We start from the raw sequence: 19,750 nt of genomic DNA, 5'->3' as shown, positions 1-19,750 counted from the left end.
ATTAACGCCTAGTTAAGCAGCCAGGTATTGAACTCTTCATTTAGTTCATCTGCGTAGTCTGACCACCATTCATCGTTAATCAGGAAGGCGGTTTGGAAGTTTTGAGGTGCGGTAGGAAGGTTCGCTAAAATGTCTGGGTTCACCTCCGCCGAAGACGACTTACGCGTAGGCCCATAGGCAACGTACTTAGCTTGATCAGCTAATGGTTTTGTTCCTGAAGAAAAAGCAATGAAGTCCAATGCAAGCTTTGTGTTCTCACTCCCTTTAGGTATCGTCCATCCATTCATGTAACCCATTTGACGGTCCCATATAATCCGAAATGGTTGACCTTCATCTTTACGGGCATTGTGAATTCGGCCGTTAAACGCCGAGGCGATCACCACTTCTTTGTCTGCAAGCATTTGAGGTGGCTGGGCTCCTGTTGTCCACCACAGCACTTCTGATTTGATCGTATCCAACTTAGCAAACGCACGCTCACGCCCGGCTTCGGTTTCGAGCAGGCTGTAGACCTCTTCTGGTTTTACACCATCAGCCAATAGTGCCCACTCAAGATTACCCTGAGGTTGTTTTTGCAATGCACGTCGACCTGGAAAAGTTTTTAGGTCAAAGAGATCGGTCAACTTGCTAGGCAAAGCCTTACCTTTAAATGCGTCTTCGTTCACCGCTAATACTGTGGACACAACGATGGTATTGATTGCGCATTCGTGAATCGCACCATCAATGAAATCCTCTTGTGCTGGTGTTCCATCTGCGCCCGGAGGCAAAATACTTGGGCTCACTGGTTCTAGTAACCCTTCGGCGCAACCACGAACAATGTCTGGCTTGTCGAGAGAAACCAAATCCCAGCGCACATTGTTCGCTTCCACCTGCGCTTTAATTTCAGCTAATCCGCCGCTGAAATCCTCGGATACGATCTCGACACCTGTTTTTTTAATGAAAGGCTTGTGATATGCCTCCACTTGGCTCTTGGTGAATGCACCACCCCAAGATACGACCGTCAATTTGTCTTCAGCATAAGCAGAGGTCCCCAACAGCATTCCTGAAATCAACAGCGCCAATGGTGCTTTGGTCATTCGTGACATGTTTTACTCCTTTTGGTTGTTTTTCTGGAGGCATCCGAGTACGGCTGCTGGACACCATTTTTGTTAAAATTAAGTTAACATTAGCATTTAATATATTTTATACAATATTTAATATTAAATTTTTTCAGGCGAATCGTTGTAATGAAAAAGGTGATAGATCAATCGATGTCGGCTTTCCTTCGATAAGCTCTAAAAGGAGATCTGCCGTAATCGCCGCTTGAGTTAATCCAAGGTGTTGGTGGCCAAATGCCAGTAATACATTTCCATCCCAAATGCTATCAATAACCGGTAACGAGTCGACTGTTGAAGGCCGATTCCCCATCCACTTTTCTCCTTGCTTGAGTGGATTTAACTCCGATTCAAACATCTCATCACCTAACTGAAAAAGCATTTCTGAACGTTTCATATTGGGTGGTGATTCTACATCGGCATACTCAACAGTGCCTGCCAAGCGTAGCCCGCCAGACATCGGAGTCATGATGAATTTTCTATCGGCAGAGCTAATAGGAAATGGCAATACATCACGCTTGTCATCCACCATTAGGTGATAACCACGCTCGGCTTGAATAGGCACTTTGACTCCGGTTAGTTGCCGTATCAAAGGCTTAGAATGTACACCAGCGGCAACAATGATTCGGTCAAATGAATGTGTTTGAGACTCAACCAACACCTCGCCATTTTTCGCCAACGCAGATACACCTTTTTGTAAAACCTTACCGCCAAGAACTTCAAAAGCTTCACTTAGCTCAACACAGAGCTGATAAGGGTCTAGCGTATGACCTGTATCGGGAAAAAAGACGCCGACACGAACCTTATGGCTGAGATCAGGTATCCTCTCTCGAATCGCCTCTTGTGTCCAAACTTGATACGCCACACCGTTTTTAGCCAGTGAGTTAAGCGTACTTTGGTAGTCTTTAAACAGTTTCTCGTTTTCAAAAGTGAGCAATGAACCATTCATTTTTATTAGATGCGCTTTTCCGATTGAATCAAGCACGCCACGCCAACTTGCCACTGACCGCTCGTTAAGACTCTTAATCGCGTTTTTTGCCTGCTCCGCGGCTGATGGCTTTGTTTGTAATAGGAAACGAATCATCCACTCGATTGTGTTTGGAATATCTTGCCAACGGATCGAAACCGGACTTTTGGAATCTAGCAGCATTTTAGGTAATTGTGGAAGCAGCGCTGGCGTTGCAAGAGGGAAGATTTGCTCAGTCGCGATATGACCTGCATTTCCCTTAGAGCATCCATTCCCCACGCCATTGGGATCAAAAATCGTGACTTGATAACCTTGTTGCTGCAACTTCAATCCAATTGATAAGCCAATAATCCCCGCACCTATCACGGCGATCCTTTCCTTTTTGGTTTCATCCTTGACCAACATAAATATGCTCCGAGTCACACTTGAAAACGTAGATTGTATACAATATATTTTACATTACGTTAACATCACCATTGTTTAATTCAACCATTTTTTCAGCAAGGAGCGAAAAATGAGACAAGGAACTTTTTTCTGTATTGATGCCCACACCTGCGGCAACCCAGTTAGGCTGGTAGCAGGCGGTGTGCCTCCACTCGAAGGCAATACCATGAGCGAAAAGCGCCAATACTTTCTTGAGCATTATGATTGGATTCGTCAGGCACTCATGTTTGAGCCTCGCGGACACTCAATGATGTCGGGGTCCGTTGTCTTGCCTCCTTGCAGCGATAACGCAGACGCTTCAATTCTGTTTATTGAAACCAGTGGCTGCTTACCAATGTGTGGCCACGGCACCATTGGAACCGTCACCACCGCAATCGAAAATCGCCTTATCACTCCCCAAAAAGAAGGTCGTTTGATACTTGATGTCCCAGCAGGACAAATCGAAGTGCACTACCAAACAAAAGGTGACAAGGTCACGTCGGTAAAGATATTTAACGTACCGGCTTACCTTGCCCACCAAGACGTAACCGTGGACATAGAGGGCTTAGGTGAGCTCACTGTCGATGTTGCTTATGGCGGAAACTATTACGTAATCGTCGATCCTCAAGAAAGCTACGCCGGACTTGAACACTACTCTCCAGATGAAATTTTGATGCTTTCACCAAAAGTTCGCGAAGCGGTATCTAGAGCGGTTGAGTGCGTACATCCAGAAGATCCTACAGTATGCGGTGTTTCTCACGTGCTATGGAGCGGAGAGCCCACTCAAGAAAACGCCACCGCTCGAAATGCTGTGTTTTACGGCGACAAAGCGTTGGATCGTTCGCCATGTGGTACGGGAACAAGTGCACGTATGGCGCAATGGCATGCAAGAGGCAAGCTCAATCAAGGGGAAGACTTTGTTCACGAAAGTATCATCGGCAGCCTATTTCAAGGACGTATAGAAGGCATTACCGAAGTGAATGGCAAAGCCGCTATTTTGCCAAGCATTGAAGGATGGGCACAAGTATACGGTCACAACACGATATGGGTAGACGATGAAGACCCATATGCGTACGGATTTGAAGTGAAGTAACAAGGATAGTAAGGAAGAATGATGAACCCACAAGAACCAACCACTTTTTACGCAGTCAACGCCTTTACTGGTGAGCCTCTACCTATAGCGTTTCCGGTACATGGAGAGCAAGAAGTTAATCAAGCCGCCTCAGCCGCCCAAAACGTTGCGCGTGAGTTTCGCCAACTAAGTAATGCAAAGCGATCGAGCTTACTTTGCTCTATCGCCTCTGAATTGGAAGTGAAGAGTGAAGAAATCGTTGCTCGTGCTCATTTAGAAACTGCCCTTCCCGAAGCACGTTTAAGCGGCGAAATAGGACGTACCGCGAACCAATTAAGACTATTTGCCGAGGTTGTGAGATCGGGTAATCACCATCAAGCAATTTTCGATACGCCAAACCCAAACCGTCAACCACTGCCAAAACCAGATATTCGCCGTCAACAAATCGCAATTGGCCCTGTCGCCGTGTTTGGTGCGTCTAATTTTCCGCTCGCATTTTCTACGGCAGGTGGCGATACGGCTTCGGCACTGGCTGCTGGCTGCCCTGTGATTGTAAAAGGCCATACCGCCCACCCTGGCACCAGTCAACTTGTTGCTGAGTGTATTGAGGCTGCACTTGAGAAAGAGTGCTTACCGCAAGCCATCTTCACGCTATTGCAAGGTAACAAACGTGCACTTGGCCAAGCACTCGTTACCCATCCAAAAATTAAAGGGGTTGGGTTTACAGGCTCCGTCGGTGGTGGCCGTGCGCTGTTCAATCTAGCCCAGCAAAGACCAGAGCCAATCCCCTTCTATGGCGAACTAGGGGCGATTAATCCAACATTTATTCTCCCTTCAGCCATACGGGCAAACGCATCATTGGCTGAAGAATTTGTGGCTTCTATGACTTTGGGCTGTGGACAATTTTGTACAAAACCAGGCGTTGTATTTGTCTTGAATAGCCCAGAAACGCAAGCCTTTATCGAAATCGCTCAAGGGTTAATTCGACAACAATCAACGGCCACTTTGCTAACGCAAGGAATCCGAGAAACGTATGAATCCGAAGTGGATAAGCGAGCTTCCGAAACAGGCATTAACGTAACTCGTTCTGAACAAGCAGAAGTGACCAATGTCTCACCAGCACTGTTCGTGACGGACAGTAAAAACTGGCGTGAAAACCCGCAATGGGAGGAAGAAATATTTGGTCCTCAATCGTTAATCGTAATCTGTGAAGATTTCGATGACATGTTGAAACTGAGTGATTCACTGACTGGATCGCTCACCGCAACCCTTCACGCTACCGCTGAAGACGAAGAACAAGCGAAGCAACTGCTTCCAAGTTTGGAAGAAATCGCCGGACGCCTTGTATTCAACGGTTGGCCAACTGGCGTCGAGGTTGGTTACGCTATGGTTCATGGTGGACCATATCCTGCTTCAACCAATTCTGCCTCAACATCTGTCGGTGCGGAGGCTATTCATCGTTGGTTGCGTCCGGTCGCTTATCAAGCTTTGCCAGAATCTTTATTGCCGGATTCATTAAAAGCGTCGAACCCACTTGGTATTCAACGCGCCATAGATGGCAAAGTTTCCCAATAAGCTCACCAAATGGCTCAAAAAGGCATCAACTGATGCCTTTTATTTCACTCTACTTCTCAAAACCTTCTTTCCTAGTTGGTTTGTGCCAGAAAAACAATAAACTACTAAAGTAAAATGGATTGGATACAATATTAATTTCACGGGAGACTTCAATGTCACAGAAACCTGTTTTTAAAACGCGCACTCAGCTCGTTGAGGAAGCAATTCGAACTCAGATCTTGAAGGGCGAGTTAAAAACTGGTCAACCTTTACGTCAAGATGCGTTAGCAAAAGAGTTTAATGTTAGCCGAATTCCTGTGCGTGAAGCGTTAGTTCAATTGGAAGCACAAGGACTCGTTAGCTTTGAACCTCACAAAGGTGCGACGGTCACTGAGCTATCTCCAGAGAAAATCAATGAGCTATTTGAACTGCGCGCTGTCGTGGAATGCCACATTTTAGAGCGTGCGATTCAAAATATGACAGACGCTGACCTTGAACGCGCGCGCGAAGTTCGCGAACGTTTCGAGTCAGTAGTGAACAGTGGCGACGAAGTAGAAGAATGGAGCAACTACAACTACGAGTTCCACAAAGCCCTATATGCGCCAGCCAACATGCCTGAAACTATGGACGTCATTTACAACCTGAACACAAAGTGTGACCGATACATACGCATGCAGCTATTGTTTACTACAGGCATTAAAAAGGCAGAAGAAGAGCACTTAAACTTGTTTGAAATGTGCCAAAATCGCGATATCGAAGGCGCCAAGTACCTGCTGAAAAAACACATTCTAGAAGCGGGCACAGCGATTCGAAACCTGCTGCTTGAAAGGCAAAATATCAGCCAGTAAACGGAATAACGAATAAGGTGATATTCAAGGATGAATGTTGGACCAAAGTTTTTACTCGCAGCGCTACGACAAAAGATTAAAGAAGAAGGGCTTTGCTACAATTCCTTGTCAGAGAAAAGTGGCATCCCTTTATCTAGTATTAAACGCCACCTACATAATCCAGCTTTAGGTTTGGATAAAGTACTTATTTATCTGAACTACCTGAATACCGATCTCATCGAACTCGCAACCTTAGCCAACGAGCTTCAGCACCAAAACGAGCAAATGCTAACAGATGAAGAGAGCGCCCTTTTCGTTGAGCATCCTTACTTACTTGATTTTATTTATATGCTGACTTCTCGTGATATTAAACCGCAAGAGATAGCCCAAACTTACGGACTTTCTGATACAAGCTTACGATTCTATTTGCGTATCGCGGAAATTCTAGGATATGTCGAAAACTTCGGAGACGGCTTGTTTTACCGTTCTGGTCGTCGATTTATTATGGAAGAAGGTACGGCATTAGACACCTTATTCAAAGAGCGATTTCAACAAGATTCGCTTTCTCATGATATCAACCCAGGCGTATGTATAGGTCGCATTAGGCTCACCGAAGAGCAGAAAGTGCAAATAGAGGACGAGCTTTGTAATAAATTAGCGAAACTTAACGCAGTTAACACTTCCAACAATGAAGGTGAACTAATAAATATATTAATGCGCTGCACTCCCGGTGCTCAGATATTTTTCGCTGATGATTTACCTAACATTGACGGAAGCCTATTAAAGCACGTCGCTCAACTCACTAAATTAAGTTAAAGCATCAGACAAATAAATCAAACAAACCCCAGATAACATCATATATCCCTACCAAACTATTGATTCAAAGCGTTTCCTGAATCTAATTCTGATTTTTATTTAGCAAGCGTCGCTTAGTCAACTAAGAACTTGTCTTAATTTCACACTTATTAATTGTCTTGTTAGCTCTTTTGAAATAGACAGAAAACTTAAGTAATGACTAATTTAGCTTAAGTATAAAAGACAACTTTTTTACGTTATTTACCTCACACTATTTAACTATAAATTTGCAGACGAACAAATTAAATTAATACATTCACCTAGCTAATAAAAACAAAAGCAAAACACATAATTATAATTCTATTATTTATAAGGACATAGAAAAGTGAAATTTAAGTATTCTTTAGCAACGGCAGTCACTCTCGCATTATTACAAGGCTGTGGCGGTGGCGGCGGTGATAGCTCATCACCTACTCCGTCCACTAGCAGTGCAAACGGTCCAACATGGAAAGTTCATGATTTTAGCCAATCGTCGAAAACGTTTATCAACCAATGTGAAACGCCCCGCGTCGGACTAGACCCATATGACAACTATGCCGCCTATCCAGATAAATTGGGCTCTGCATTACACGAAAAACTCTTTTTAAGAGCTTTTACTAACGAAACGTATCTATGGTATGACGAGGTTCCTGATAATAATCCAGCAAACTACAAAACTGTTACTGATTACTTCAATACGCTGGTCACCTCTGCTACTACCGCGACGGGTAAACCCAAAGATCGCTTCCATTTTACCGTCCCTTATGAAGATGATATGAAATCATCGCAATCCGGTTTAGTTGCTGGATTTGGTTTTAACTGGGCATTCTTACGTGGCGTACAACCTCGAGACGTTCGTATTTCCTACAATGAAGAAGCCTCTCCAGCTGATAGAAGCGGCATTGCTCGTGGTGATAAGCTTCTGAAAATCAATAATATTGATGTGGTTAACACCGGTAGTCAGTCCGACATTGATTTTATTAACAAAACGCTCTTTAACCCTGACATCAATCAAGATTACACCTTCACATTTGAGAGTGTTGACGGTCTAGAGAAAACCGTGACGCTTACCGCCTCTGATGTCATGACCTCTCCAGTTAAAAATGCCAAAGTGATTACACACAATGGTATGCGGATCGGCTATCTGCAATACAACTCCTTTGAACCAAGCGCTCAAGCCCCGCTTATTGAGGCGTTCAGTATGCTCTCAGCAGAGAATGTTGACGAGATCGTCGTTGATTTACGTTACAACGGCGGTGGCTTAGTCCTTCAGTCCTCGCAAGTAGGCTACATGCTAAGCGGTGCTGGTCAGAACCGAGTCTTCAGTGAGTTGATTCATAATGACAAAGTGATGCGTACCATTAAAGATGGGGATAACATCTATCGCTTTACGAATCTAGCAATAGACTGGGCAGCACAGAAATATTCGGATCAAGTGCTTCCGACACTGAACAAAAAGCGCGTATATGTGCTGACTTCAGGAGGCACGGCTTCCTCAAGTGAACTGTTAATCAACGCTTTGCGCGGCATTGATGTGGAGGTTATCCAAATAGGTTCAACAACCACAGGTAAACCGTACGGGTTCTCACCAGAACAAAACTGCGGCACTATGTACTACACTATTCAGTTCAAGTCGGCGAACGAGAAAAAATTTGGCGACTTCGCTGATGGTTTTATTCCTACTCCAAAGAGCCAAATCAATACCGAGCTAGGCTTAGACAATAGAGTGGAAGGTTGCTGGGTCAATGACGACCTAACAAAACCATTGGGCGATCCGTCTGAAGGTATGCTTTCTGCGGCACTAAACTACATGGAAACTGGAACCTGTCCGCCAGTATCCCCTTCAAGTTTCAACGCCATGCCGCGTAACATTTCATCTCCGGAGTTAAGCGATCTTCGCTCTCCGCTACGAACAGAGGCAATTCATGTTGAGATCAACTAACTTTTTACGAATGCTGATTCGGGTTGCGCTTTTCTTAGGCACTTCGATTTCTTTGATAGGATGCCAAGCTATGTCACAAGAACCCGTTGAAGCATTGAGTAAAAAGAACTCTCCGGAAACAGTCATAGAGATTCAAAACGCGATCGCAGAAATCCAAGGGACACCAGCACCTAGAGTCGCAAATAACGTATTTGAATCCTCACCGCATTTGTTGATTGAAAAAGGACGAGTAAAAGGGAACAACAATCAACTGTTGGATGGCAGCTATACGGATCTTCCAGACCAATATACGTTGCAGATCAGAGGTGAAACCTGTGGCTTGTACTATGCCAAAACAGATACTTTTGTCTCTCTCAGTTCACTAGATTGTGAGCCCATCATTAAGTTTTAGATCTCCCAAAATAGAAGCCCGCTGATATCAGCGGGCTTTCTACTTTATTGCTCAGTGTGAAACGGTCAACGTCACTTTAGTTCAATCCATGCTTTGCGCTGTTGTTTATCCATGTATGACCAAGCTACAAAGCGGCTCACTTTCTGCCCTTGACTCATTTCAACCACACGAACGGCTTTCACACCCAATTTTTCAAGCTGCTTACGCATCGGGCGAACGTTGTCTTTTTTGGATATGAGTGTTGTAAACCACAAGACCTGCGCGGCAAAAGCTTGGCTTTCATTCGCCATTTTTCGGATAAACGCCGCTTCTCCACCTTCACACCACAATTCAGCGTTTTGACCGCCAAAATTCAACGCCGGCTTACTTGTCTTTACTTGTGTGGTTTGAGGTTTTAGTCCTTTCTTACGCTGGTTTGCTTTTAGATTATCGATTTTACGCTGGCTGCCCATAGCGGCATCTTCCGCCGAACGGTGGAATGGCGGATTACATGTCGTCACATCATAACGATCATTCGGTTGAATGATACCTAGATAAATATTGGCATCATTGTGTTGCTGTACCAGTGCAATTTTTCCCGTCAAAGCACGATTGTGCTCTACGATCGTTTGAGCCGATTGGATGGATTTTGGATCGACATCGCTGCCCGTATAGTGCCAACCGTATTTTGTTACACCAACAATCGGATAAATACAGTTTGCTCCCACGCCAATGTCCAACGCTTTCACTTTTTGGTGCGCGTACTGACCTTTTACTTCACCATCAAGTAGTTCTGCCACTCGGTGAATGTAATCAGCGCGGCCCGGAATCGGTGGGCAAAGGTAGGTGTCGGGAATGTCCCAGAACTCGATACCATAATACGCAGCAAGCAATGCTTTATTGAGCATTTTAACAGCATTAGGATCAGAGAAGTTTATGGAGTCTTCCCCTTTCGGATTTTTGATAACGAATGGCTTTAACTGTGGTTCACTTTCCACGAGTTTTTTAAAATCGTAACGACCTCGATGAACATTACGCTCATGCAAACCATTCTTCGCTATTTTTATGAACTCGACTTCGCTCTTTCCTGCAGGCTGCGAGGATTTGCGCGCAACTTTGTCTTTAACACGCTTCGGCTTGGCTTTATTCGCGTCTTTATTCTGACCCGCCATTGAAGTCTTTGGCTTTGCTTGCTTCGCGTTGTGATTATTGTTCTTCATTCAAATTCGCTTTTAAATCGAGGTAAATCATAAACAAACGAGCATCAAATTCGAGTTGGTGATACTCAGGCTCCATATAGCAACATAGCTGATAGAACGCCTTGTCGTGGTTTTTCTCACGAGTATGCGCCAACTCATGTACCACCAGCATTCTTAATAGTGGCTCGGGCGCATCCTTAAATACATTGGCAATGCGAATCTCGTTTTTCGACTTCAGCTTACCGCCATGGTTTCTACTGATTACACTGTGCAAACCAAGCGCGTTGTTTACCGCGTGAATTTTCTTATCGTAGACGACTTTACTGATTGGCGCGGCTTTCTTCATGTAGCGGTTTTTGATTGCCATGGCGTACTCATAGAGCGCCCTTTCGCTTTTGATTTGGTGCCTATCGGGATAACGTTTTTCGAACCAAGGAACAAACTTGCCACTCGCTATCAATGAGCTCACCTGCTCTACGATGTTTTGTGGGTAGCCTTGAATGTATCGAAGTGACGGATGCATAGAGTTAACGTCTGTTATGACAAAATAAAGGCGCTCAATATACCTGAGATAAAGGACAGTTTCACCTTAGCTTTCGCCTTTCATTTATGACGAAAGGCCGTTAAACTTCGCCTCCCAATGATAATGGAGAGAAATTCAATGAAACGTGTCGTTCTTTACGTCAAAGACAAATGCCCTCACTGCAAAGATGCTCAAAGTTATCTGGATTCGAAAAATATTAACTATCGTTTGTGCAATGCTAAGATGCAACGCGGTCGCAAAGAACTTGATGCGCTTGGTGCTCGTTCAGTGCCTGTTTTAAAAATTGGTGATCGGGTAATGATTGGCTGGAACCCAAAGAACTTCGAGAAGATGTACAAAGGCGACTAGTGCTCGGACGATGAATCTGCGCTGCATTTAAACGTAGCGCTTGATAAAGTCGATAAACGTTCGATCTGCTATTGATAAGTACCCCTGCTTGCGCCAAGCAAGTGCCAGATCCAGCGTAACGGGTGGTTCAAACGGTAGGCCAACAACGCCCGACTCATGTTGAGTCACCAATTCCAGTAACGCGGTAATCGCAAACTCTTGTTTCACAATACTCAAAATCAAAGGCAGTAAGTTGGTCTCGAATGATGACTTCATGGTAAACCCATGCTCCTCACTCACCTGATCCAAAAATTCACGGTGAAAATAGCCATGCTGAAACATAACCAAATCGTGTTCAAAGAACTCATCAAAAGTAAGAGCGTCTCGCTGGGCTAACTCATGCTCAGGTGAAACAACTGCGACCATTTGGCTAGTAAACAAATGGTCAGTTTCTAGATCATCAGGCACATTATCACAACTGATCACACCGATATCGAGTTGACCATTGAGCAGCATACGACGAATCGATTGAGTTCCAGCTTCGACCAAGGTCAATTTTAACTCAGGGAATTGGCTTTTAAACGCCATCACAATTCGTGGAAAGAAATAACTGCCCATCATTGATGGCGTCCCTAGTCTTACTTCGCCTTTCGCTAAACCTTTCAACTCATCAATCGCGAGCTGCGCGTCGTGCAACTGTTGAATCACCCGCTTAGCATGTACAAATAACGTTTCGCCCTCTTTCGTTAAGCTGATTTTTTTATCATCACGGCGAAATAGGGTAACGCCCAAAGACTGCTCAAACTTTTTGATAGAAATGCTTAATGCGGGCTGGGCAATATGCAGGGCTTTCGCCGCATGGGTAATGTTTCCGTGTTCAGCGACCGCCAGAAAATGTTTAAGTTGTTTCGATTCCATTAGATCAAAAATATATGGTGTCCATATTTTTAATATATTTTTTTAATTTATAACGAACTGATAGATTGATCACAGTCTCTCCATTTGCTCACATTAGGCAGGATTCATGGTCAGTTTTGGCACACCGGAATACAAACGCATTACGCTCTCGCTAGCGCTTGGTTCCTTCTTGGTTTTTTCAAATTTATACCTACTACAGCCAATGCTGCCCACTTTTGCCCAAATTTTTACGATCTCAGAAACGCAAGTGAACTGGTTATTTGCGGCCTCAACACTCGCTCTCTCTTTTAGCCTCGTTCCGATGGCTGTGTTGTCAGAATCAGTGGGACGAAAGCCAGTCATGATGGCTGGTCTGTTTTCGATTCCTACCCTTTCCGCTTTGATGCTGTTTGGTGACTCATTTCTGTTTTTGGTGGTATGTCGAGCACTGATCGGTGTCGCGCTCGCAGCTTTTGCTGCGGTCGCCGTGGCTTACATGGCAGAAGAGCTCGACAAGCACGCTTTCTCGATGGCAATTGGAACGTACATTGCGGCTAACTCATTAGGCGGTATTGCAGGGCGTATTAGCGGCGGCTTATTGGCGGACAATTTCAGTGTTGATGTCGCCATTGAAGTTATGATGGTGTTCACTCTGCTTGGTGTCATTGGCGTTCACTATTTATTGCCAACACAGCGCAACTTCACCCCGTCATCAAGCAGCTTGCGCCATCAAAATCGTGCGCTTATTGGTCATTTTAAAAACCAACGCGTGTGGTTCGCGATGCTGATAGGAGGACTCAACTTTGCTTTGTTCGTCAACCTTTACTCCGTCATGGGTTTCCGTCTGGTGAGTGAACCTCACAATGTGCCCGTCGGGTTGGCCTCACTGATCTTTATTTGTTACTTGGGAGGGACTTTCTCCTCTCGTTGCGCAGGCCACTGGAGTAAACGTTATTCATCAATCCTCGGTATGTTCTTAGGCGCGATAGTGAGCATGACGGGGATGTGGATTGCGGCGGTTGAAAGCTTGACTGCAATGCTAGTTGGATTGTTGCTAATAAGTTTTGGTGCCTTCTTTACTCATACCCTCGCCTACGGATGGGTCGGTCAGAATGCCACTCGTGCCAAAGCCACCGCGACAGCGCTCTACTTAGTACACTACTACGTAGGCGGTAGCTTAGGAGGATTCTTACTTCTTTATTGTTGGCAGCATGGAGGTTGGTCGAGTGTTCTTATGGGGGGAAGCGCCGTCTACCTAGCAATGTTTGCTGCAATTGCGTATTTGAAACACATTGCCGAAAGAAAGCATACTGACCAAACACCTGACACTGCGAGTTTAAAGAGTAGCTAAGGTACGCTCATTTACGTAATACCTCTCTGGTTACTTGGATAACCAACTCTGCTATGCTTGCGCTACTTTAATAAAACCAGAAAGTCGTATGTCAACGCGTTCAACACAAAACACAGATATCGAAGCGATCACTCAACAGGTCAACCAATGGCTCAACGATGTGGTAATCGGGCTCAACCTTTGTCCGTTTGCTGCCAAGCCGCAACGTAATAAACAAATCAAAATCTTTGTTAGTGAAGCGACTCAAGAAGAAACGCTTCTTGAAGATATTTTATTGCAACTGATTGAGCTGAGTAACACAGAGCCCGAACAGCTTGAGACCACGTTGGTTGTGGTTCCCAACATGCTACAAGATTTCTGGGACTACAACTTTTGCATAGATTGGGTTGAAGGATTAATTAAGCAGCAAAACTGGGAAGGTATTTTCCAAGTAGCGACTTTCCATCCTGATTACTGTTTTGGTGGCGCAAGGCCTGAAGACGACGAAAACCTGACCAATCGTTCTCCTTACCCGATCTTCCATTTGATTCGCGAAGAGAGTATGGAAAAGGTACTAAAACACTATCCTGATCCTGAATCCATTCCCGATACGAACATCGCTCGTGTTTCCTCCCTTTCAGAGGAAGAACGTAAAAAGCTGTTCCCTTACCTATTTCGTTAAGCACCACTATTCCCCAAAGGCAGATTTATCACCAGTTAGATGCAATGCCCTTGGGGTTCAAAGTGCGGTTTGGTATCATTGCCGCTTCAATCGATTCAATGGAAATTAGAATGCAACTGTCAAAGCTAACCCAAGAGATTTTTGATCACTTATACCGTGATATCACCGAGTTCCGTAGTACGTTCGACTTACCAGTCGCAGACGCTGCAAGCCTTGATACGCAAGCAGACACACTACACACCTCTTTGGCGATCGAAGAGCTAACAGAGCTAGCAGAAGCAGATTGTAAAACTGAGCAAGCAGATGCCATCGTAGACAGCGTGTATGTATTAATGGGCCGTCTCGTTCATCTTGGCCACAGCAAAGTAGAAGACAATCTGGCGATCAGCTACTTAATTGATCTTCTATTAAACGTTGCGGTAAACCGTGGTATCGAGTTTATTCCTTGCTGGGATGAAGTACATTCAAGCAACATGAGCAAAGTATGCCGTAACGAGCAAGAGTACTCAGAAACAGAAGCATTCTACGCAGAACAAGGCATCAAGTTGATGGCGGTGCAGAAAGGTGAATACATCATCGCGAAATGCGCCGAAGATTTCGTATCGGAAGGTAAAACCATTCGTAAAGGCAAAGTACTCAAATCTGTTTACTACCGCCCAGCAGATCTAAAACCGCTAACTCAGTAAGCGTTGAGTTTGGCTTTCTCGATTAAAAAAACGACCTCAAGTAGGTCGTTTTTTTATTGTCCCTAAATACTAATCAAAGATTAAATAAGGTTGCTCATCTACGATGACCTTTTTGACTTGAGTATTGAACACTTCCCCGAGCGCTTCTTCCGTTAGCACAGTATCGGCACTTCCTGATGAGTGCAGCACACCGTTGTTAAGCAGCAATACTTTATCTGCGTGCTTTAATGTGCGATTGAGATCGTGATTAGCAACCAATACTCCAATTCCCTGCGCCGCCATAGCGTTAATCAATTGATAGAGCAGACCCTCTTGCGCAATATCTAACGGTGCTGCTGGCTCATCCAAAATTAAAAACTGCGAAAAAGGATTAATGGTACGCCACACCTGCAAACATACACCTGCTAATCGGACACGCTGCCACTCACCACCGGATAATGTTTGAATACTGCGATGAAGCTTATCTTGCAGTTGTACCAGCTCCACCACCATATTGACGGCATCACGCACTTTGATATCCGCAATCTCAGCGCCACTCGGCAGAGATAGTGCTAGATACTGAAAAACATCGACATTAAATGCAGGGCGTGATTGCTGACACAAATAACCTCGCACATGAGCTTGCTCTGACAACGGTAAAGTAAGCAAGTTTTTGTTGCCAACGTACACTTCACCACTCATACCGTCTCGGTGACTTAACGTACCAGAAATCGCAGCCAATAAAGTACTCTTACCGGAACCATTAGGCCCAACGATATGTACGATTTCGCCAGCTTTGCATTCAAAAGAAAGAGGCAATAATCGACTACCAACCGACATATGTTTAACGTGCATCATGACTCTTCACCAGCATCCAGATGAAAATAGGTGCGCCAATCGATGTTGTCATGACACCTAAAGGTAACTCTGCGGAGTCCAATAACAGTCTTGCGCCGATGTCAGCAAATACAAGCAACGCAGCACCAGATATTGCAGAAAGTGGCAATAAATAACGGTTTTCCGTACCAAAAGCCAAACGCAACAAGTGCGGCACCACCAAACCAACAAAACTGATGATGCCACCCAAAGCGACTGAACTACCCACCAAAACAGAAATGGCGAGGATCAATTTCCAACGCATTTGATGCACATCGACACCCAATTGGGTTGCATGAATCTCACCCAGCATCAATTTATCAAGCGATTTGCCTTTACAACATAACCAGATAAGCACCGGTAACATCACCAAAGTAACGGTATGTTGATACCAACTTGCACCGCCAATACTGCCCATTAACCAATACATCAGTTGGCGTAAACTGAGATCATCACTAAAGTAAAATGCCCACGTCACAATCGCGCTCGATAAAATACCCAATGCGACCCCAACCAAAAGCAATCGAGCCGTCGTCAGGTGCATTGCCCTTGCTATCGCCACCAAAACAAACGTGAATACCATCGAGCCTGTAATCGCTGCCAACATAAAAACAATCGGGGTAGGAAGAACAGGTGACGCGAACATGATTAAGACCATTGCTAAGCTTGCGCCACCAGAGATACCAAGCACGCCAGGTTCAGCCAACACGTTCCCAAGCAACACTTGTAACGTCGCGCCAGATACCGCTAACGCAGCACCAATAATTGCCGCAGACACTAACCTCGGTAAACGCAAGTCCACCAATAACTTCTGTTCAAATGCAGATAAGGATTGAAAAGGAGAAAGGAAAATTTCTCCGACCATCAAGTGAATGGCAGAGAGTACAGCGAGCACGATCGACATAACCATCAGGTTACGTTGCCAGCGTCGTTCCTTGTTCAAGATAAGTTGTTGAAAATCCATAGCGGCCGATAAAAACAAACGAGGCTTAACCTTACAGTTAAGCCTCGGTAAATTGCAATTAACTTCTCAAAGCAATGTTGGATTAATCGTAAACCAACTCACCCTCTTCAAAACGGGTTTTCACTTCACAAACCATCAGAGCTGCACGTTGACCTATTGCGACGTGGCGGTTCGGGAAGACAATCGCTTCGTTTTCATTCTTCGCCATTAATGGTTTGTCGCCATCATGACCAAACACTTCGCCGTGAACAAATGAGGTGAAGTTTTCAACATTGTCGTCGAACATAAAGTCAAAGTCTTCGTTCAAACGAACGATTGTGCGACTTACGCGATACTTAATGCATGGTTTTGGTAGGTGTTCTGGCTTCGTTTCCGCAATCAAATTACGTAAAGACAAATCAAACGCGGTCAGTTTATCGAGGTCATTTTCACCGATACGAGCCACACGCCCAAGCTCCATCGTCAGAGCCTGCGCACCAAAGTTCTCGGCACTGTACCAGCTAAACGTACTCGATGGGGAGTTTGACAGGAGCACAGCTTCAATGTGTGCACTGTCCAAGAAATCGATCAATGCTTTGCTGCGCACAGGATGGCGAGTCTTAGGACTTACTGCAAACGTATAGTGCTTGGAGCCTCTAATCGCGCAGTGTAAATCAAGGTGCCAGCGTGTTGTCGGGTCGGTATCCTGATAAAAATCTCGAACAAGCAGCTTAAGTGTATCGGCGATAACAAGCTCTTTTGTCTGTTTGTGTTCTTTTTCGTCAAACAGACGGTTGAGGTTTTCTTCGAGGAATCGCGTGTGCGCCAGAGTGGATTCTGGGTGAGCGATAATGAACAGACAACGGGTATCGACCGTCTGGAACCCAGATTCTATGTCTTGAATAATGGAATCCACCAGCTCCATCGGTGCGGTTTCATCTCCGTGAACCCCACAAGAGATGATGATGTTCTTCGTATCCTGAGTATAATTCGCAGGGATTACTTCTAATACACCACGCTGATAGAGTTTAAGTTTTACACCGCTAGAAAGCACCTGCTCCGCTGGTGCAACATCAATATGAACATCTAACGTGTCAGTTAAAAACGATTGGCGAAAGAGAGACTTCGTCATGCGTTACTCCTTAATAGCACGGCGGATATGTTAATAAATTGTACAAAGGATTTTTGTTGCTGCGATCTCACTTATGAGTAGAAATCACTATTTCCCTCGAAAATCCGATGCCTTTTCGCGCCAGGCACTCAAATCAAGCATTGAGGCGTTTAATTTTCAAACAATTACAAAGTGTTAGGGCTGTGAACTTTACCACAGCCCTGATTAAGATCATTATGATTTGATCAAATTTTTGTAGCTATAAAGCAGATTATGCATCAACACTGCGAAAAACTTAGCCGCGCTGTGCGAGCAAACGCTCAAACTCATCGACTTTTTCACGCACTAGCTCAACACTCTGCTGCCAAAACGTTGGCTGGGTTAAATCCATCGACAGATGCTTTTCGACGACATCTTCCGCCATCATGCAGCCTGTATCGCGCAGCAAATTGATGTAATCGGTGTAAAACGCTTCGCCTTTGGTTTCTCGCTGTGCATAGATACCCTTGCTAAACAAGAAACCAAATAGGTATGGGTAGTTATAAAAGCTCACGCTATCAATAGAAAAGTGCAGCTTGCTTGCCCAGAAGTACGGATCCGGTTCGCTCATTACGTCGCCATACCATTCTTTCCAAGTTTCTGACATCAACTCACAGAAATCATCTGCGGTTAACTCTCCATCCTGGCGGCGTTCATAAAACGATTTTTCAAACTCGTAGCGAACCGGAATGTTGATCATTAAAGCTAGCGCAGATGACAACTCTTCCCACAACATCTCGAGCTTTTCATCAACGCTCTCAGCTTTCGAAATCAAATGATCACGAACGATGTTTTCTGCAAAGATAGAGGCGGTTTCTGCTAACGTCATTGGGTAGTAAGTTTGGCAAAGTGGCAAATCACGAATAACCCAGTTATGGAACGCATGGCCAAGTTCATGTGCCAGAGTCATAAGGTCTGACCGGCTGCCACTCCAAGTCATAAACACAAGTGGTGTTCGCGTTGCTGGCAGTTTGGTGCAGTATGCGCCAAGACGCTTGTTAGCATTTGGCGCGGCATCAATCCAACCATTTTGTACCATCAAACGGACAAATTCCGACATCTCAGGGTTTACTGTTTCAAATGCTTCACAAATAACCTCAATCGCTTCATCAAAGTCGTAAACCTTCGCTTCACCGCTCAAAGCAGGCATAGCCGCCAGATGATTCCAAGGTTTCATCTCATCCAGACCATGTACTTGCGCCATCAATAAACCCGCTTTCTGACCAATAGCTCGACTGTCTTTGGCTACGGTCATCATCGCATTTAAAGTTTCAGCTTGGATTCGGCTACCATGCAAACTCGGCTCTAGGAAGTGAACTTCACGCTTCGTAGAACGCTTTTTGTTTTCAGTTAAGCGCCATCCTGCTAACGCATTCAAAATCGCAGCGAATGATTCTTGGTGCGTTTGCATTGCATCTTGTACGCCTCGCCACGCGGCTTCTTGACGCTCGAATTCAGAACCATAAAGAATGCTTGCCGCTTGAGAAAACCCAAGCTCTTCACTATTACCATCTGTGTACTCAAGCTTCACTTTCAATGAGCCAGTCAGGTTATCGTATAGGTTACCCCAAGCCGATTTGCCATCCACACTCATCGCAGCCAGTAACTGTTCTTCTGCGTTGCTAAGACGAGTATCCGCCAACTTTCTAGAATTCAAGATAGAAAAAGCTTGCCCACTGATATCAGGATTCTCATGGTCTAACACGCGCAAGATAAACTCTTCGTCGGCATGAGTTAATGTCAAATCAAAGGGACTGAACGCTTGGGAAAGCTCCGAAAAGATGCGGGTCATTTTACCAAGTAACGATTTCGCTTCGGCGTTTGTTGCATCAACAGAAGCATAACAACTCGCAAAATTTGCAACTGTGCCCGCTAAACGACTCGCGGCTTCATTGGTTAAAATCGCATTTTGCATGATCTCTACGTTGCCACAATCTGCTGATTGTTTATTCAAAAGATCAATACATTGTTCCACAAGAGCAATATCGTCTTGAATTCGTGGGTCAGAAAGGTCGTTATAAACGATGGACAAATCCCAACTCGGCGTTGTCATTTCT

19 protein-coding genes are annotated in these 19,750 nt (G+C 44.8%); 10 read left to right on the top strand and 9 right to left on the bottom strand.

Annotation, left to right across the window (positions count from 1 at the left end; all coding sequences use genetic code 11):
• Positions 1 to 8: 8 nt before the first annotated feature.
• On the bottom strand, positions 9 to 1,082 hold the full coding sequence (locus KI742_RS17735; protein WP_285384807.1) for a polyamine ABC transporter substrate-binding protein: 1,074 nt from the start codon (positions 1,080 to 1,082) through the stop codon (positions 9 to 11).
• A 124-nt stretch (positions 1,083 to 1,206) separates the two neighbouring features.
• Positions 1,207 to 2,463: an FAD-binding oxidoreductase gene (locus KI742_RS17730; RefSeq protein ID WP_005389762.1), complete on the bottom strand. Its 1,257-nt coding sequence runs from the start codon at positions 2,461 to 2,463 to the stop codon at positions 1,207 to 1,209.
• A gap of 109 nt (positions 2,464 to 2,572) precedes the next feature.
• Here KI742_RS17730 and KI742_RS17725 point away from each other — a divergent pair, with 109 nt between their 5' ends.
• From KI742_RS17725 to KI742_RS17700, 6 genes are all read left to right on the top strand, one after another.
• Positions 2,573 to 3,574: a 4-hydroxyproline epimerase gene (locus tag KI742_RS17725; protein WP_285384806.1), complete on the top strand. Its 1,002-nt coding sequence runs from the start codon at positions 2,573 to 2,575 to the stop codon at positions 3,572 to 3,574.
• A 21-nt stretch (positions 3,575 to 3,595) separates the two neighbouring features.
• A complete protein-coding gene (locus tag KI742_RS17720) occupies positions 3,596 to 5,128 on the top strand; it encodes an aldehyde dehydrogenase (NADP(+)) (RefSeq protein ID WP_285384805.1) in 1,533 nt (510 codons plus the stop codon).
• 152 nt (positions 5,129 to 5,280) lie between these two features.
• Entirely contained in the window at positions 5,281 to 5,955 is a 675-nt protein-coding gene (locus KI742_RS17715) for a GntR family transcriptional regulator (RefSeq protein WP_053303155.1), read from the top strand.
• Between the two features lie 30 nt (positions 5,956 to 5,985).
• On the top strand, positions 5,986 to 6,750 hold the full coding sequence (locus tag KI742_RS17710) for a hypothetical protein (RefSeq protein WP_017633951.1): 765 nt from the start codon (positions 5,986 to 5,988) through the stop codon (positions 6,748 to 6,750).
• Positions 6,751 to 7,114: 364 nt separating this feature from the next.
• Entirely contained in the window at positions 7,115 to 8,710 is a 1,596-nt protein-coding gene (locus KI742_RS17705) for a S41 family peptidase (RefSeq protein WP_285384804.1), read from the top strand.
• Positions 8,711 to 8,780: 70 nt separating this feature from the next.
• Entirely contained in the window at positions 8,781 to 9,101 is a 321-nt protein-coding gene (locus tag KI742_RS17700; protein WP_137281910.1) for a hypothetical protein, read from the top strand.
• Positions 9,102 to 9,172: 71 nt separating this feature from the next.
• On the opposite strand, the gene rlmF is transcribed toward KI742_RS17700, so the two are convergent.
• Positions 9,173 to 10,300, bottom strand: a complete 1,128-nt coding sequence (gene rlmF, locus KI742_RS17695; protein WP_262652487.1) for a 23S rRNA (adenine(1618)-N(6))-methyltransferase RlmF — start codon at positions 10,298 to 10,300, stop codon at positions 9,173 to 9,175.
• Positions 10,287 to 10,802, bottom strand: coding sequence for a M48 family metallopeptidase (locus KI742_RS17690; protein ID WP_005377870.1), 516 nt, complete (start codon positions 10,800 to 10,802; stop codon positions 10,287 to 10,289). The genes rlmF and KI742_RS17690 overlap by 14 nt, the downstream gene beginning before the upstream one ends.
• A 138-nt stretch (positions 10,803 to 10,940) precedes the next feature.
• On the opposite strand from KI742_RS17690, the gene KI742_RS17685 reads away from it, so the two are divergent.
• Positions 10,941 to 11,171: a glutaredoxin family protein gene (locus KI742_RS17685; protein ID WP_262643194.1), complete on the top strand. Its 231-nt coding sequence runs from the start codon at positions 10,941 to 10,943 to the stop codon at positions 11,169 to 11,171.
• 27 nt (positions 11,172 to 11,198) lie between these two features.
• Here the strand turns inward: KI742_RS17685 and KI742_RS17680 are convergent, their stop codons facing one another.
• Positions 11,199 to 12,068, bottom strand: coding sequence for a LysR family transcriptional regulator (locus KI742_RS17680; protein ID WP_213962598.1), 870 nt, complete (start codon positions 12,066 to 12,068; stop codon positions 11,199 to 11,201).
• Between the two features lie 106 nt (positions 12,069 to 12,174).
• On the opposite strand from KI742_RS17680, the gene KI742_RS17675 reads away from it, so the two are divergent.
• The 3 genes from KI742_RS17675 (at position 12,175) to KI742_RS17665 (ending at position 14,745) form a co-directional block, all read left to right on the top strand.
• Positions 12,175 to 13,398: an MFS transporter gene (locus KI742_RS17675; RefSeq protein ID WP_124008770.1), complete on the top strand. Its 1,224-nt coding sequence runs from the start codon at positions 12,175 to 12,177 to the stop codon at positions 13,396 to 13,398.
• An 88-nt stretch (positions 13,399 to 13,486) separates the two neighbouring features.
• Positions 13,487 to 14,059, top strand: a complete 573-nt coding sequence (locus tag KI742_RS17670; RefSeq protein WP_130546033.1) for a DUF1415 domain-containing protein — start codon at positions 13,487 to 13,489, stop codon at positions 14,057 to 14,059.
• Positions 14,060 to 14,169: 110 nt separating this feature from the next.
• A complete protein-coding gene (locus tag KI742_RS17665) occupies positions 14,170 to 14,745 on the top strand; it encodes a nucleoside triphosphate pyrophosphohydrolase family protein (RefSeq protein ID WP_005377875.1) in 576 nt (191 codons plus the stop codon).
• Positions 14,746 to 14,814: 69 nt separating this feature from the next.
• On the opposite strand, the gene btuD is transcribed toward KI742_RS17665, so the two are convergent.
• The 4 genes from btuD to KI742_RS17645 all read right to left on the bottom strand — a co-directional run bounded on the left by btuD (position 14,815) and on the right by KI742_RS17645 (position 19,746).
• On the bottom strand, positions 14,815 to 15,582 hold the full coding sequence (gene btuD / locus KI742_RS17660) for a vitamin B12 ABC transporter ATP-binding protein BtuD (RefSeq protein ID WP_017820884.1): 768 nt from the start codon (positions 15,580 to 15,582) through the stop codon (positions 14,815 to 14,817).
• Positions 15,569 to 16,564, bottom strand: coding sequence for a vitamin B12 ABC transporter permease BtuC (btuC, locus tag KI742_RS17655; protein ID WP_213903529.1), 996 nt, complete (start codon positions 16,562 to 16,564; stop codon positions 15,569 to 15,571). The genes btuD and btuC overlap by 14 nt, the downstream gene beginning before the upstream one ends.
• Positions 16,565 to 16,646: 82 nt before the next feature.
• Positions 16,647 to 17,675, bottom strand: a complete 1,029-nt coding sequence (locus tag KI742_RS17650) for a succinylglutamate desuccinylase (protein WP_017820882.1) — start codon at positions 17,673 to 17,675, stop codon at positions 16,647 to 16,649.
• 274 nt (positions 17,676 to 17,949) lie between these two features.
• Positions 17,950 to 19,746 (bottom strand): M3 family oligoendopeptidase, encoded by a 1,797-nt coding sequence (locus tag KI742_RS17645; RefSeq protein WP_085569558.1) that lies wholly within the window; start codon positions 19,744 to 19,746, stop codon positions 17,950 to 17,952.
• Positions 19,747 to 19,750 lie beyond the last annotated feature (4 nt).

This window comes from Vibrio sp. D417a, assembly GCF_030248595.1.
GTDB classification, from domain to species: domain Bacteria; phylum Pseudomonadota; class Gammaproteobacteria; order Enterobacterales; family Vibrionaceae; genus Vibrio; species Vibrio alginolyticus.
This window is presented reverse-complemented; position numbering and strand designations above follow the sequence as displayed.